The 16,302-nt window shown below is 59.5% G+C and carries 6 protein-coding genes; 4 read left to right on the forward strand and 2 right to left on the reverse strand.

All coding sequences use genetic code 11. The features are described from left to right. Positions 1-5 precede the first annotated feature (5 nt). Complete coding sequence (locus tag V1289_RS40600; protein WP_334404818.1) at positions 6-2,693, reverse strand: LuxR C-terminal-related transcriptional regulator; 2,688 nt, start codon at positions 2,691-2,693, stop codon at positions 6-8. A 283-nt stretch (positions 2,694-2,976) separates the two neighbouring features. Here V1289_RS40600 and V1289_RS40605 point away from each other — a divergent pair, with 283 nt between their 5' ends. Continuing rightward, positions 2,977-4,536 carry an ATP-binding protein gene (locus V1289_RS40605; protein ID WP_334404820.1) on the forward strand — a complete coding sequence of 520 codons (1,560 nt, stop codon included), beginning with the start codon at positions 2,977-2,979 and terminating at the stop codon, positions 4,534-4,536. 350 nt (positions 4,537-4,886) lie between these two features. After that, positions 4,887-11,300, forward strand: coding sequence for an AAA family ATPase (locus tag V1289_RS40610; protein WP_334404822.1), 6,414 nt, complete (start codon positions 4,887-4,889; stop codon positions 11,298-11,300). A 98-nt stretch (positions 11,301-11,398) separates the two neighbouring features. Here the strand turns inward: V1289_RS40610 and V1289_RS40615 are convergent, their stop codons facing one another. Continuing rightward, complete coding sequence (locus tag V1289_RS40615) at positions 11,399-12,046, reverse strand: response regulator transcription factor (RefSeq protein ID WP_309184099.1); 648 nt, start codon at positions 12,044-12,046, stop codon at positions 11,399-11,401. A gap of 586 nt (positions 12,047-12,632) precedes the next feature. Here V1289_RS40615 and V1289_RS40620 point away from each other — a divergent pair. Then, positions 12,633-13,028 (forward strand): response regulator transcription factor, encoded by a 396-nt coding sequence (locus tag V1289_RS40620; protein ID WP_334404824.1) that lies wholly within the window; start codon positions 12,633-12,635, stop codon positions 13,026-13,028. A gap of 375 nt (positions 13,029-13,403) precedes the next feature. Continuing rightward, positions 13,404-16,271: an ATP-binding protein gene (locus V1289_RS40625; protein ID WP_334404826.1), complete on the forward strand. Its 2,868-nt coding sequence runs from the start codon at positions 13,404-13,406 to the stop codon at positions 16,269-16,271. Positions 16,272-16,302 lie beyond the last annotated feature (31 nt).

The following is a 16,302-nucleotide window of genomic DNA, read 5'->3' on the forward strand; positions in this document are numbered from 1 at the left end:
CAGCTTCACCGCGTGGTGACAAGGCCCAGGGTCTGCGCGCGTGATACCGCCTGCGCGCGCCTCTCCACACCCAACTTGGTGAAAACGTTCTTGAGGTGCGACTTCACGGTTTCAGGACCAATATAAAGATTTCGAGCGATTTCCTTGTTGGACAATCCTTCCGCGATCAGCGTGAGAATGTCAGTCTCGCGAGGACTCAATGCGCTGAGAATCCGCGCACCTGAGGTCGGCGCCGAACGATCTTGTCCTGCTCGCTGCAGACCTGCCACGAGCCGATCGACGTAGGGAATCAGATCCGTTTTGACGTTCCCGCCCTCCTGGGTCGTCCGGAGAAGCTCGGAAATGATTGGGCCCTCGTCCAAAACGGTCTGATAAAGACCGGCTGCAGCACACGCGGCAAGCACGCGGCGAAAATGGCCCACCGCCTCCGCAACTTTGCCCGCACTGAGCTGAATTGCCGACAGACGGATCGCAATGCAGATCAGGAATTGACGATGCTGCATTGCTTCGGCTTCGCGTTGTAGCTGTTGGAGGATTGAAATGGCCTCGTCGGGCCGAGCTTGCTGCCCCAACAAATGAGCGCGCGCCAATTTGTGGTACCATTCAATTTCCGACCAGGCGCAAGGCCTTGGCGCCGGGTACTTCCGGGCAAGGCGTTCCAAGCGATCGACGCACGCGGCGGCTTCATCCAGTCGGCCATCGTTCAGGTAGAGTCGCGCTTGCTCCGCTATCGCGCCAGCCGAGAGCCTTCCCCAGTCTCGCGTGACGCCCTGATTTTCAGCTCGCTCCAGGAGCGTGCGGGCTCGCTCGAAGTTCATTCGAGCAGTTGCGACCCTGGCGATCACGAAATAAGCGCTCCACACGCAGTCGAGCATTGTCCCGGAGCTGATCAGCGGTACGCGATCGATGACCCAGGCCTCCGCCTCATCGAGATGACCTTGTTCGTATCTAATTCGCGCGATCAGACTTGCCGGCAAGGCCGCTGCAATCGAATTCGGCCCGACATCTTGCTCGGCGATCCGCAAGCCCTCGCGGTAGTGCCCATCTGCCGCCGCGAGACGTATCTGCCGCTCCTCTGCAAGTCCGTTCAGGCAGTGTCGATACACCGAGGCAAATACGTTCCTGCGATCCTCCTCGACTGAATAGGGAATCCACGGCGTCGCATGGAATTGCTTGAGGTTGCCCGCCTTCATATGGCTGAAGCGAACGACGTTTGACGCAACGTTCGCCGTCCAGGGATCGGACGAACTGTTCACGCAATCCTGTGCCAGAGGCAGCGCTCTTTCGCTGTCATCCTTCAGCGCGATAGCAACAGAGCGGATCGCCTGGCATTCGTGCAGCAAGTCGCTCTCGGGCAGACCCATTGCAGCGATATCGCCCTCTATGTCAGTTGCGAGCTTCAGCGCTTCGTCAAAACGTAGCGCGAGTGATAGCCCCCAGGCGATCGCCAATCGGACCTCGCACTGACCTCGCATGAGTTCATCGGGAAACTGGCGTTGCCATTCAAGCAAGGTGAAGAGATCACCTCGCTTTATCAAAGCCATTGCGCAATTCTTGATCCAACCGATCGCACGATCAGGAGCACCGGCTGCGATCGCGTGCTGAACCGCCTCAGTCCACAATTCGCGGGAGGCATACCAAAGAGCGGCACGTCCGTGCAGCTCAGGAACTTCAACGCCGCGATCCGCGTTCAGCCTCTGTCTCAAATATTCGGCGAGCAGCGTGTGATAGCGAAACCAGACACCATCATTATCAAGCGGCGTGAGCAGCATTTGGCGCTGGGCAAGCGATGCCAGGATTGTGCGGCTCGCGCTCGAACCGGTTACGGCTTCGCATAAGGGACCGGATAGCCGATCAAGGATGGCCGTTCGCAGCATGAAGTCGACCAATTCGACCGGAAGCCCATCCAGCATCTCCGCCAAATAGGCGGCAACCGGGCGCTGCGAACCCGAGAGATTGTGTACATACTCTTTCAGGCCGGACCCGGACTGCGACCCCATGGATGAGATAATTCGCAGGGCGGCGGGCCACCCTTCAGTCTTGCGTTGCAATAGCTGGACGTCGGCGAGCTCTAAGGCGCCAGGCTTGGCGCTGTCCAGAAAGGCTTGTGTCTCCTGCATATCGAATCGCAGGGCTACGGAATCAATCTCGATCAGCTGATTCTGGGCTCGCAAGTTCGCCAGTGGCAGGGGAGGTTCGGTACGCGTCGTAAGCACCACATGACAGTGGGAGGGCACGTGCTTCAGAAAATACGCGACCGTCTGATGGATGCGAGGAGCGCGGAGCCAGTGATAGTCTTCGAGAAACAGATAAACATCATCTTCCATCTCTGCCAGATCGTTGATCAGGCTCGACAGGATCGCTGTCGGGTCGATCAGGTTGTTCTCGAGGATCAGCCCAATCGCTCCGGCACCAACGTCCGGACAGGCATGGTGCAGGGCCTGAGATACGTAAAATAGAAACCGCGTGGCCTCGTCGTCGTCTGAATCGATGGTCAGCCACCCAACGCAATTGCCGCTTTGCTCGAGTTTCTCGGCCCAGGCGGCCGCCAGTGAGCTCTTGCCGAATCCCGCGGGCGCCTTGATGACGCCAAGTCGCTTAGCCGGGAGTTCGGACAAGATGGAGAGGAGCCGGGGACGTGCGACCAACCCCCGGAATCGTGTCGACACGATCTTGGTCGCCAGAAATGGCACCGGTCCTCCGACGGGCAAGGTGCCAGTTCCATATGCAAGATAGCTCGAGCGCGGCTGGATCAAAGGGCTCCCCCTATCCACGTCGGTCCTCCCCCCATTCGGGGGATGCAAACAATGGTGAAAGTGTACGATCTCTGTTAGCGAGAGGGAAGCCCTGGGCATCGTCGGCAGTAAGCATCCCGCATTGCCGGTCGCCGCGTGCTGATCCCTTTGAGCAAGGCTGTGCGCAGAGAGCCGCAGCAAGCAAACGTCGATCAGGGACGCTTGGGTTTTGCGCTGATGATTGAGCAACCCCGAAAGGCGCACCAAGTTCGTGTTGCGAGCCATGGCTGACAGTGTTCATAGAAGTCTGCAGTTTGGTCCTTTTGAGCTTTCGAGCAGCGAGAGGGTGCTTCGGCGTGAGGGCGAGGCGCTGCCCCTTGGCAGCAGGGCCCTGGACCTCCTGATCTACCTTGCCGAGCGTCCGGGTGAGGTGATCGCAAAGCAGGAACTGATCGATCACGTCTGGTCGGACGTAACGGTCGAGGAGGGAAGCATCCGGGTCAACGTGGCTGCAATCCGCAAGGCGCTTGGTGACGGCCAATTTGGCAACCGATACATCGCAAACATCAGGGGACGGGGCTACTCGTTCGTCGGCCCCGTTGGCTCCCTCGCTGGTGGCACAGAAAGCAGGAACGCCAAGTTCCGGCACCAAGGCAGCCTCCCCGTGCGACCGCTCATGATGATTGGGCGCGAAACGGTCGTCAGTGAGGTTAGCGACAAGCTTCGAAATGAGCGGTTCGTAACACTGGTCGGTCCCGGCGGCATTGGCAAGACGACCATTGCCTTGGCTGTTGGCCACGCCGCTGCCGAGGAGTTTGGCGGGAAAGTCCATTTTGTGGACCTGGGAAGCCTGACCGATCCGCGCCATGTTGTGGGGGCTGTCGCGACATCCCTGGGACTTGCACTCAAATCGAGAGATCCCGGTTTGGAGCTGGTCGACCTCGTTCGTTCGCAGAAGCTTCTTATCATTCTCGATAGCTCTGAGCACGTGATCGAGGCGGTCGCCCTGATTGCCGAGCAACTGTACCAGGAAACGGAGCAGGTCTATCTTCTGACCACGAGTCGCGAATTGCTGAAAGTAGAGGGCGAGCATTGTTGCCGGGTTCTTCCCCTTGATTTTCCAACAGACGGCTCAGAGCAAACGGCAAATGCCGTGCTTCGATATCCGGCTGTGCAGTTGTTTGTACGGCGCGTGGCGGCGAGGACGGGAAGCGTCGTACTCACCGACGAGGAGGCGCCGTTTGTTGCGGAAATGTGCCGAAAGCTGGATGGCATGCCCTTGGCAATTGAGTTGGCAGCGGGTCAGGTGGCCGCTCTCGGCCTCAAGAACACGGTTTCCCGCCTGGTGTCTCGGCTGGAATTGCTGAAACTAAGCCATCGGACCACCATTCCCAGACATCGGACGCTTAAGGCGACATTGGATTGGAGCTACGATCTGCTGTCCGCCGGAGAGAGGATTCTTCTTCGACGCATTGCTCCTTTCGTCGGCCATTTCACCCTGGAGGACGCGCGGTCTGTCGCAGGCGAACTCGGCGCAGGCACAGGAGAAATATTTGACGCGATCGCCGGCCTGGTCGAGAAGTCATTGATAGCAACCCGGATCGATGAAGCGCAGGCGCAGTATCGGTTGCTGGACATGACTCGAGCGTATGCACTCGAAAAACTGGAGGAGCATGCCGAAGTCGACGTGGTCTTCCGCCGCCATGCGGAATACGTCGCCGGCTACCTCGCGACGCCTGATCTCATTCGGGCTAAGCAAATGCTCGAACAGACGAGCGCTCCGGCGCGACAAGCTGGATGAGGGGCGCAATCATCAAGCAGAGAGGGAGCTCCATGAAATCACATCTTGACCCATACCAAGCATGGTAACTGCAGCCTGTACTGGCAAAGAAAAACGGGGGCTGAGCATCACGAGGCTCAGGGTCTGCGCCGGCGACACCGCCTGCGCTCGCCTCTCCAAGAGGATTGTCGGTCCGATGTCCCATCAAGGTGAGTTAATTGGCTGCTTTGCGCGAGGACCCGGAAATTGTGATTCAGCATGATATGTGGCAGACTGGCTGTTTAGGCTCGGTGTAACCAACCGGGTGGACTATTGTCATAGGGCATTTCTCAGCCCGAGTTGGTGAGCCGCTCGACGGTGGAGTGCGGCAGTTGAATCCATCTACTCTGCTTGGCGCAGATGGGAATGCCAACTTCCAGGCCTTGTTGGAAGATGGCGAACGTGTCTTCTGCAGGGTCGGTAGCCACGCCAACGCTGACGGCTCCGTACTGGCCGTGTTGCCTGCTGCAGAGCATCCCACACCTGCCACCCTCGATCGTCTTGCTCACGAATATGGACTGAAGGAGGAGCTGGACGGGGCGTGGGCGGTGCGTCCACTCGGGTTGATTCGCGAAGGCGGCCGCACCATGCTGGTGCTCGAGGATCCCGGCGGCGAGCCGCTCGAGCATCTGCTCGGCGCGCCCTTGGAGACAGACCACTTCCTGCGCCCGGCGATCGACATCACTGTGGCTCTCGGCAAGCTTCATCGGCGAGGCCTGCTGCACAAGGACATAAAGCCCGCCAATATCATGGTGAACTGCGCGGACGGGCAGGTGCGTCTTACGGGGTTCGGGATCGCATCACGTGCACCGCGTGAGCGACAGGCGCCCGAGCCGCCGGAGACTGTCGCCGGTACACTCGCTTATATGGCGCCCGAACAAACCGGGCGGATGAATCGTTCGATCGATTCCCGCAGCGACCTCTATGCGCTCGGCGTCACGTTCTACCAGATGCTCACGGGCTCCCTGCCGTTCACCGCGGCCGATCCTATGGAGTGGGTGCACTGCCATATCGCCAGAAAGCCGCTGCCGCCCAGTGAACGGGCGAAGAATATTCCCGTTCCGGTCTCTGAAATCATCATGAAGCTGCTCGCGAAGACCGCCGAGGAGCGCTATCAGACTGCGGCTGGGGTCGAGAGTGATCTTCGGCACTGTCTTGCCGAACTGGAACGTAAAGGGTGCATCGCCCCCTTTGCGCTTGGCGAACACGACGCGCCCGATCGGCTGCTGCTTCCCGAGAAGCTGTACGGAAGGGCGCGCGAGATAGAGACCTTGCTCGCCTGCTTCGATCGGATAGTCAACAACGGCGCGGCGGAGTTGGTGCTGGTCTCCGGATATTCCGGCATCGGCAAATCCTCGGTGGTCAATGAACTCCACAAGGTGCTGGTGCCACCGCGCGGGCTCTTCGCATCAGGCAAGTTCGACCAGTACAAGCGTGACATCCCCTATTCGACCCTGGCGCAAGCCTTTCAGAGCTTGATCCGACCACTGCTTGGCAAGAGCGATCCGGAGTTGGCTGGATGGCGCGAGGCTTTTCGGGAGGCATTAGGCCCGAACGGGCGGCTTATCATAGACCTGGTTCCGGAACTGAAGCTCATCGTCGGCGACCAGCCGCCGGTCCCCGAGCTGCCGCTCCATGACGCGCAATGCCGCTTTCAGCTGGTCTTCCGGCGCTTTCTCGCCGTGTTCGCGCGGCGGGAGCACCCGCTGGCGCTGTTCCTCGACGATTTGCAATGGCTCGACTCGGCAACGCTGGACCTGCTGGAGGATTTGTTGACCCAGCCGGACGTGCAGCATCTGATGTTGATCGGGGCTTACCGGGATAACGAGGTCAATTCCGCCCATCCTCTGATCCGCAAGCTCGAAGCGATCCGCAAGGCGGGCGCGGTCGTGCACGAAATTATCTTAACGCCTCTCGCGCGTGAAGACCTGGGACGGCTGATTGGGGATGCTCTTCACTGCGAACCGGAACGCGTCACCGCGCTGGCAGAACTGATCCATGAGAAGACGGCAGGCAATCCATTCTTCGCCATTCAGTTGATCTCTGTACTTGTCGAGGAGGGTTTGCTCACATTCGACTATGGTGAAGGGCGATGGTCCTGGGACGTCAATCGCATTCGCGCCAAGGGTTATACCGACAACGTCGCAGATTTCATGGCGGCGAAGCTGAGCCGTCTGCCGCCAACGACTCAGAAGGTTCTAGGCCAGTTGGCCTGCCTGGGAAATGCTGCCGAGTCGGAGACGCTCGCGCTGGTTCACGAGGCGAGCGACGAAGCGACAAACGCAGCGCTGTGGGAAGCTGTTCGGGCCGGCCTCGTCCTTCGTTCGGGCGGCACGTACGCATTCCTCCACGATCGCGTCCAGGAGGCGGCCTATACGCTCATCGTCGAGGACGAGCGGGCCATGTCGCATCTTCGCATTGGCCGATTACTTGTAGCGCGCACTCCACCGGAGCACCTCGAAGAGAACATCTTCGAAGTCGTGAACCAGTTCGACCGTGGCGCGGCGCTTATCAGCACAGAGCGGGAGCGCGAGCAGGTCGCCACATTCAATCTAATGGCAGGTAGGCGCGCCAAGGCGGCAACCGCCTACGCCGCAGCCCTGCGGTATTTTGTCGTCGGACGCTTGCTGCTGGGAGAAAAGGGTTGGGAACAGTGCTACCAGCTCACCTTCGACCTTGAGCTCAACAGGGGCGAGTGCGAATACCTGACCGGGGAATTGGCGGCAGCGGAAGAACGGCTCTCGTTGCTGTCGGCGCGGGCACTGACCATTGTTCACGCTGCCGCGGTCGCCTGCGTACGCATCAATCTTTATACGACCGTCGACCGGAGCGACAGGGCTGTCGAGGTGGGGCTGGACTATCTCCGCCATGTTGACGCCCGGTGGCCGCAGCACGCGACGGCCGAGGACGTTCAGCAGGAGTATGGTCGGCTACAGCAGCGGCTCGGATCCGGCTCGATCGAGGGGCTGCTCGAGCTGCCGCTGATGACCGATCCCGACCGGCGCGCAACCATGGACGTGCTCACGGTGCTGACGTCACCCGCCCTGTTCACGGATTTAAATCTTTTCCGCCTCGTTGTCGGCCGGATGGCGACCCTCAGCCTGGAGCATGGCAATACCGACGGATCGTCCCTTGCATATACTTGGCTGGGCGGCGTCCTTGGGACGCACTTCGGCGATTATCAGGCAGGGTTCCGCTTCGGCAGGCTTGGCCTGGATCTAGTCGAGAAGCGTGGCCTTGATCGGTTCAGAGCCCGCGTCTACCTGGTCTTCGCAGTCCATGTTGCGCACTGGACACAGCCCCTGGCCACCAGCCGCGCCTTCCTGCGGCGCGCCTTTGAGGCCGCGCAGGAAGCCGGTGACCTTTCTTATGCCGCCTATAGCTGCATTGACTTGACCACGAATCTCTTTGCCTACGGCGATCCACTTGAGGAAGTCGAACGAGAGGCCGAAAATGGGCTCCAATTTGCGCAGAAGGTGCGGTTTGGTCTTGCCAGCGACTGCCTCACCGGACAGCTCAGGCTGATCCGGATGCTGCGTGGACTGACACCGGACTTTGGCTCCTTCAATGACGAGGCGTTCGAGGAGAGCCGCTTCGTGCAACGTCTTGAGAGCAATCGCCAGCTGGCCATTTGCGCCTGTTACTATTGGGTGCGCAAGCTACAAGCCGGGGTCTACGCCGGCGACTCCGTAGCTGCGATCGCGGCCACAACGAAACTCGCGCCGCTGCTGTGGACAGCGCCCACGCAAGTGGAGCAATCTGAATACCAGTTCTATGGTGCCCTTGCCCGGGCGGCACGGTGCGATGAAGCTCCGGCCGAGGAGCGATCCCAGCATTTGGCGGCGCTGGCGGATCATTACAGGCAGATCGCTGTCTGGGCTGAAAACTGCGCGGAGAACTTCGAGAACCGCGCCGCACTGGTAGGCGCGGAGATCGCTCGGATCGAGGGCCGTGTGCTCGATGCCGAGGACCTATACGAACGGGCTATCCGTTCAGCCCGCGAGAACGGCTTTGTTCACAATGAGGCGCTCGCCTACGAACTGGCCGCGCGCTTTTACGCGGCGCGTGGGTTCAAGCAGATCGCGGACCTGTATCTGCGGAATGCCCGCTACGGTTATCTCCGTTGGGGGGCCGTCGGGAAGGTGCGACAACTCGACGAGACGTATCCAGACCTCAGACAGGAAGACTCACTTCCCGGCCCGATGAGCACCATCGGTGCGCCGGTTGAACACCTCGACCTCGCGACGGTGATCAAGGTGTCGCAAGCTGTCTCAGGTGAGATTGTGCTCGAAAATCTGATCGACACGCTCATGCGTACCGCAATGGAGCAGGCGGGTGCCGAGCGAGCGCTGTTGATTATGCCGTACGGGCAAGGGCCTCGCATCGAGGCAGAAGCTACGACCAGCGGCGATACGGTGACCGTACGTCTGGTCGAGGGGGCCGTAACCGAGCGCGTGCTGCCCGAGTCGGTGCTGCACTACGTCCTGCGCACCCGCGAGAGTGTAGTTCTGGACGATGCCGCGGCCCAGTCCCCGTTTGGCGTGGATTCCTATATCTGTCAGCGCCAGGCCCGGTCCATTCTCTGCCTGCCGCTGCTCAATCAGGCCAAACTCATCGGCGTGCTCTACCTCGAAAACAACCTGATGCCTCGCGTCTTCGCGCCCGCCCGGATATCGGTCTTGAAACTGCTCGCCTCGCAGGCCGCGATCGCATTGGAGAACGCCCATTTGTATCGCGACGTCGCGGAGCGCGAGACGAAAATCCGGCGCCTGGTCGATTCCAACATCATCGGAATTTTCATCTGGGATTTCGACGGTCGCGTTCTTGAGGCAAACGATGAATTTCTTCGCATGGTGAACTACGATCGCGAAGACCTGGTTTCGGGCCGCATAAGGTGGGCGGACCTGACGCCGTCCGACTGGCGCGACAGGAATAACGCAAGGATCGAACGGCAAAAAAGAAGCGGCCGGTTCGAGCCGTTTGAAAAGGAATACACCAGAAAAGACGGTAGTCGTGTACCCGTGCTGATTGGTGGGGCGACATTTGAAGAGGGCGGTAACCAGGGCGTCGCATTCGTGCTCGATCTGACCGGGCGCAAGCGCGCGGAGGATACGCTGCGCGAGAGAGAGGCTCAGCTCGCCGAGGCGCGGCGCGAGCTGCGGCAGATGATCGATACCATCCCAATTCCGGTGGCGAGCTATTCGGCAGACGCCAGGCGCGACTTCGTCAACGCTGCCTGGAAACAATACACGGGCCTTTCCGACGAGGCTGCGCTCGGCACGGAATGGTCCGTCGTGGCGCATCCCGACGACATCGCGACCGGTGAGAAAATGTGGCATGACGCTTTTGCCACCGGCGAGCCATGGCATACGGAGGAGCGCGTCCGGCGTGCCGACGGACAGTATCGCTGGTTCTCCATCGATCGTGTCGCTGCGCGCGACGAGAACGGCAAGATCATTAAGTGGTACGGAACCGCCTACGACATCGAGGATCGCAAGCGCGCAGAGGAACGCCTGCGCGTGCAGCACACGGTCGCGCAAATTTTGGCGGAAGCGGCCACGATCGAAGAGGCCACTCCGAGAATATTGTGGGCTATGGGCGAGTGTCTGGGGTGGGACTTGGGTGCGCTCTGGCGCGTGGACCGGGAGGCCGAGGTGCTGCGCTGTGTCGAGCTTTGGCATAAAGCCTCGATAGAAGTCCCGGAATTTGAAAGAGTCAGCCGGGAGTTCACTTTCGTTCCGGGCTTGGGATTACCGGGCCGGGTGTGGTCCAGCCTTGAGCCTGAATACGTTCGCGATGTCGTTTCTGATGAGAACTTTCCGCGCGGACCCATCGCCGAACGCGAAGGACTACACGCGGCCTTCGGCTTTCCCATCCTGCTCGGGGGCGAAGTCTTGGGCGTGATCGAGTTTTTCAGTCGCGAGATCAGGCAGCCCGATCAGGAGCTGCTTAACATGCTGGCTACCATCGGCAGCCAGATCGGTCAGTTCATCGAGCGTAAGCGCGCAGAAGAGGCCTTCCGCAAGGTGCAGATGCAGCTCGCGCACGCCAATCGCGTCGCGACGACGGGCCAGTTGACGGCCTCGATCACCCATGAAGTGAACCAGCCGATCACCGCGGCAGTCACATACGCGTTAGCCGCTCGGCGCTGGCTACGCGCGGAGCCGCCGAATTTTCATGAGGTGGATGACGCGCTCTCTTTTATTGTCAAGGAAGGGAACCGCGCAGGCGAGGTCGTCGGGCGAATCCGCGCGCTCATTCAGAAGGCGCCCGCACGAAAAGACGCCGTAGAGATCAACGATGCCATCCTCGAGGTTATTGCTCTCACCCGTACGGAGGCCGCAAACAGTAGCGTCTCGGTGCGGACGCAGTTAGCGGAGGGCTTGCCGCGTGTCCAGGGAGATCGGGTCCAGCTGCAACAGGTAGTACTTAACTTGATCATCAATGCCATCGAAGCGATGCGCGACGTCGGCGAAGAGGAGCGAGAATTGCTCATCAGCACCCGTAACGAACCGGATGGCGTGTCAGTCGAGGTGCGAGATTCAGGTCCAGGCTTCGCGCCGGCGGAAATTGACCGCGTATTCGAGGCTTTCTACAGCACGAAACCGAGCGGTTTGGGGCTTGGACTGTCGATCTGCCGGTCGATTATCGAAGCGCATAACGGACGATTGTGGGCGAGACCTAACGTGCCACGTGGCGCTATCCTTGGCTTTGTTGCGCCTGCTCATCCGGCCGCCGCATCGTAGTGGAATGCCGCTTACGTGACAGACGTCGAGTCTAGCAGGCACGCTGATCCATCGGTGGCGAGGCGCAATGGGACCATTACGGGAGATGCGCGTCTGCGCTAGGCAACGCGACCCGGGTTATGCGGCTTTGTCGGCGTCAGTTGCAATTGGTCGGCCATGCGCGCCAAGTCAGGCAAGGACGATGCCCGCATCTTGCGCATTACTTGGCCACGATGAACTTTTACCGTGATTTCGCTTACGCCGAGATCGGCTGCGATCTGCTTGTTCAACCGCCCGGTCACCACGAGCGCCATGACCTCGCGCTCCCGCGGCGTCAACGTTTCGAAACGAACTTTCAGCTCTGCCATAGCTCGTTCCTGCTCAAGCCGCGCTCGATCACGGGCATGACCGAGCTGAATCGCTTCAAGCAAATCCTGCTCTCGGAATGGCTTTGGTAGGAATTCGATCGCGCCACCCTTCATCGCCTGCACCGACATTGGAATGTCACCATGTGCGGTAATGAAGATAATTGGCAGCTGGCTTTTGGCACCTGCCAGTTCGCGCTGCAGTTCGAGTCCGCTCTGGCCGGGAAGCCGCACGTCAAGCACCAGGCAAGCGGGTCCTTCTGGCCGGTCCGCCTTGAAAAATTCGCTCACCGAACCAAGTAAGCTGACCCGAAAGCCCGCCGATCGAAGCAGCTTGCCCAGGGAGTCCCGCACCCCCGGATCATCGTCGACGACTATCACTATTGGCGGTTGCTCTACCACATGTTCCTCGTTGACATGCGCATTAGCTTTGCCAGTCCGCGATGCAGCATAGCGAGATCATCGCGTGGGCGATAGAGGGGATGACCAGCCCAATTCGGCTCCGACGGATCGCAGCCATGGGCGAACTAGCCGGTTGAAATCGGCCAGGTTCTGCGTCAGGCAGCCAGCTGCCCAAAGTCGAACCGACTAAGCTGGCAGCGCACAACCTTCGTATAGTGCGCACATTCCTATTTGGTACTCGATCTTTCCGCTAGATCAATAGTGAGCGCCAATGCGTGCCATTATGGTGAAGTTCTCCTCCCTCGAGGCCGATCACTCCCTGCGGCCTCCCTTGCCCCTCCAGCGCAGTCCAAGCTGGAGGGGCTCTTGTGAGGTAACAGGGGCTAGGGTGATATGAAGGTCGATGCCTGTGACACAGCTTGCTCCATCGACCACAAGATTTCCGACCACCGAAGCCAATCGTTGAGTTCCTATACATTTGTATAATCGAAGCACGTAGCGGTTGCGCCTAGGCTGGATAAGAAAGTGTCTCGCGGACTATATCCGTTCCTCCGTAAAAGCTGCTCGCGGTTACAGGTCTAGCCAAGTGCCAAATAGCGGACCAATAGTGGCCATAGTCGATGACGACGAAGCGGTTGGAAACGCAATCGAAGTTTTAATGCGTTCGATAGGGTTGGTCGCCCAAGCATTTTCGTCGGGGGAGGAGTTCTTGCGCTCACCCGAACTGAGCCGCACCGGCTGCTTGGTTGTCGACTTCGACATGCCCAAGATGAGTGGCCTTGATCTGCACAACAATTTGTCTCGATTGGGCAAAGAGATTCCCACCGTACTGATAACTGCCTATCCAAGCGATGATATTCGTGCCCGCGCACTTAAAGCTGGGGTCAGCTGCTATCTGCCCAAGCCGTTCGATGAGAGCGACCTCCTGAATTGTATTCAGACCGCTCTAGATCGCGCAAAGGGAAATAGAGGCGCGCCTTAGTTTGCCTACGTTGCATCAATGACCACTAAGCACGCGACAGGTCGCCTCCGTCGGCCATCGGCGATGCGACTCAATAACATCGGCATCGCAGAGGGCGCGAACATATGACCAGTCCGTTATCTGCCGAGTGCAATCAGCTCCAGCGGCTGGACGCGCAACGCAGGACGGCCGTGCCGGCGCATGCTGCTCGTGCCCCTCATTGTGGTCGCAGCGGCGCGGGGTTCGGCTCAATCCTCCGCGTTGAGGTGATTAAGCGCTATACCAAGGTTCAGTTTGTTACGAGCTTCGTTGCGGCCAACTTTACGCTCGTACAATTGTGGCAGTTGCCGGCTGACGGCATACAGGGCGCGCGAAATCCGTCGCTTTGGATGACACATGTCTGACGCCGCGGTTCATAGGAAGCTGAGGTTCGGTCCTTTCGAGCTTTCGATGGGCGAGAGGGTGCTGCGGCGCGAGGGCGAGGCGCTGCCCCTTGGCAGCAGGGCCCTGGACCTGCTGATCTACCTTGCTGAGCGTTCGGGTGAGGTGATCGCAAAGCAGGAACTGATCGATCACGTCTGGTCGGACGTAACGGTCGAGGAGGGGAGCCTCCGGGTCCACGTGGCCGCAATCCGCAAGGCGCTTGGTGACGGCCAATTCGGCAACCGATACATCGCAAACATCAAGGGACGGGGCTACTCGTTCGTCGGCACCGTTGTCCCTCTCACAGGCAATACGGAGAGCAGGAACGCCAAGTTTCGGCACCAAGGCAGCCTCCCCGTGCGACCGCTCATGATGATTGGGCGTGAAACGGTGGTCGGCGAGGTTAGCCACAAGCTTCGCGATGAACGGTTCGTGACACTGCTCGGCCCCGGCGGCATTGGCAAGACGACCATTGCCTTGGCTGTTGCCCGCGCCGCTGCCGAGGAGTTTGGCGGACAAATCCATTTTGTGGACCTGGAAAGCCTGACCGATCCGCGCCATGTTGCGGGGGCTGTCGCGACATCCCTGGGACTTGCACTCAAATCGAAAGATCCCGGTCTGGAGCTGGTCGACCTCGTTCGTTCGCGAAAGCTTCTTATCATTCTCGATAGCTGTGAGCACGTGATCGAGACGGTCGCGTTGCTTGCCGAGCAACTCTCCCGGGAAACGGAGCAGGTCCATCTTCTGGCGACGAGCCGCGAATTGCTGAAAGTAGAGGGCGAGCATTGTTGCCGGGTTCTTCCCCTTGATTTTCCACCAGACGGCTCAGAGCAGACGGCAAATGCCGTGCTTCGATATCCGGCTGTGCAGTTGTTTGTGCGGCGCGTGGCGGCGAGAGCAGGAAACTTCGCTCTCACCGACGCGGAGGCGCCGTTTGTCTCGGAAATCTGCCGAAAGCTGGATGGCATACCCCTGGCAATTGAGTGGGCAGCGGGTCAGGTGGCCGCCCTCGGCCTCAAGAACACGGTTTCCCGCCTGGTGTCTCGGCCGGAATTGCTGAAACTAAGCCATCGGACGGCAGTTCCCAGGCATCGGACGCTCAAGGCGACATTGGATTGGAGCTACGATCTGCTGTCTGACGGAGAGAGGATTGTCTTTCGACGCATCGCTCCTTTCGTTGGCCATTTCACCCTTGAGGGCGCCAGATATGTCGCCGGCGAGCAGAGTTCCGTCGACGCAGAGATTTTCGACGCCATCGCCGGCCTGGTCGAAAAGTCGTTGATCGTAACTCGGCTTGACGACGGTCAGCAACAGTACCGACTGCTTGACACGACGCGGGCATACGCACTCGAAAAATTGGAGGAGCATGACGAGCTCGATGTGATCTCCAGCCGACACGCGAAATACGTTGCGGAATTTCTCGAATCGCAGAGGGAGATGATGCTGGCGTTGTCGAGAGCGAGGAGGATCGCAGCCTATTCCGACCAATTGAGCAACATCCGTGCGGCGCTCGAATGGAGCTTTGGTTCACACGGTGACGACGAAATAGCGACGCGACTGGCCGCCGCTTCAGCACAGGTGTTTCTGGAGCTATCACTACTCATCGAATGCCAGGCATGGGCAGAACGCGCGATAGCACGCCTTGGAACTCGAAATCAAAGCTCTCGCCGGGCAATGGAAATCTATGCATCGTTACCGTTGGCCTTGATGCATACTGAAGGTAACGATCAACGCGTCCGAGCGGCTTTTGCGAGCGCGCTAGAGATTGCGATCGATCAGGGAGACCTCGCCTACGAGCTGAGGATTTTAAGCGGACTCTTCACGTATTCGCATTGGACCATGGACATTCGGGGTGCGACCGACATCGCCGTCCAGAGCAAGAAATTAGCGTTGAAGACGGGGAATCCCGACGACGTGGCGCTAGCGGAAGCAATGTTGGCCGCCTCCGATCATCTGCTGGGAAATCACCTCGCCGCACAACTACACTGCGAATCGGGCCTCCGATACTTGGTGTCCGGTCGGGGCGTTCGAACCGAACAGTATCTTTTTCATTATACGAGCTTCTTGCTCGTCGGCATGGCACGTTCTCTCCTGTACAGAGGCTTGCTCGATCAATCGCTAGATTATGCAAAGCGCGCCAGAGAGGAAGGCAAAAAGTCGGGCCACCCCACCACGTTTTGCCGATCCCTGGCCTTGGTCCTTCCTGTCTTTCTGACCACGGCGGACTTGAGGCAATCGGATGAGTACATCAGTGAACTGAGTAATCTCTCCGCCGCGCACTCCCTGACACCGTATCGCGCGATAGCGACTGGCCTGAGGGGCCAATGGTTGCTCCTTCAAAACAATCGCATCGATGGAATCGAATTGCTGAAGAGAGCGCTGGAGGAGCTTCGCGCCCAGCGTCACGAGATGCTGAATATGGATTTTACCTGCGACCTGGCCGCGGCTCTTGTGGACCTTGGTGAACACGAGCAGGCACTGACCCTAACCATGAATGCAATCGAGCAACAGCAGCGCGTTGGCAAATTTCTGCATATGCCTGCCTTGTTCAGGATGAAAGGGCTCATCTTGGCGTCTCGGTCGGACGAGGATTATTTCGAAGCAGAAGGAAGTCTGCTGTCGGCGATCGACTGGGCGAAAAGCCAGTCCGCTACCCTGTTTGAATTGAAGGCAGCGACGGACCTTGCCGGGCTGTTGCTGCGACAGGATCGCTTGCCAGAAGCCTACAAACATCTCAGCGCGGCTCTTGATCGAACTCCAGCCGGAATTGTATCCCCCACTCGGAAGGGCGCCCTGCAAATCCTCAACCAGCTCCAATCCGGCGCCGAGGCCGTCGGCTAAAGCGGACACCTTCGAGTACCGTGCGCTGTCT

The sequence above is a fragment of the Bradyrhizobium sp. AZCC 2289 genome, assembly GCF_036924615.1.
Classification (GTDB): Bacteria; Pseudomonadota; Alphaproteobacteria; order Rhizobiales; family Xanthobacteraceae; genus Bradyrhizobium.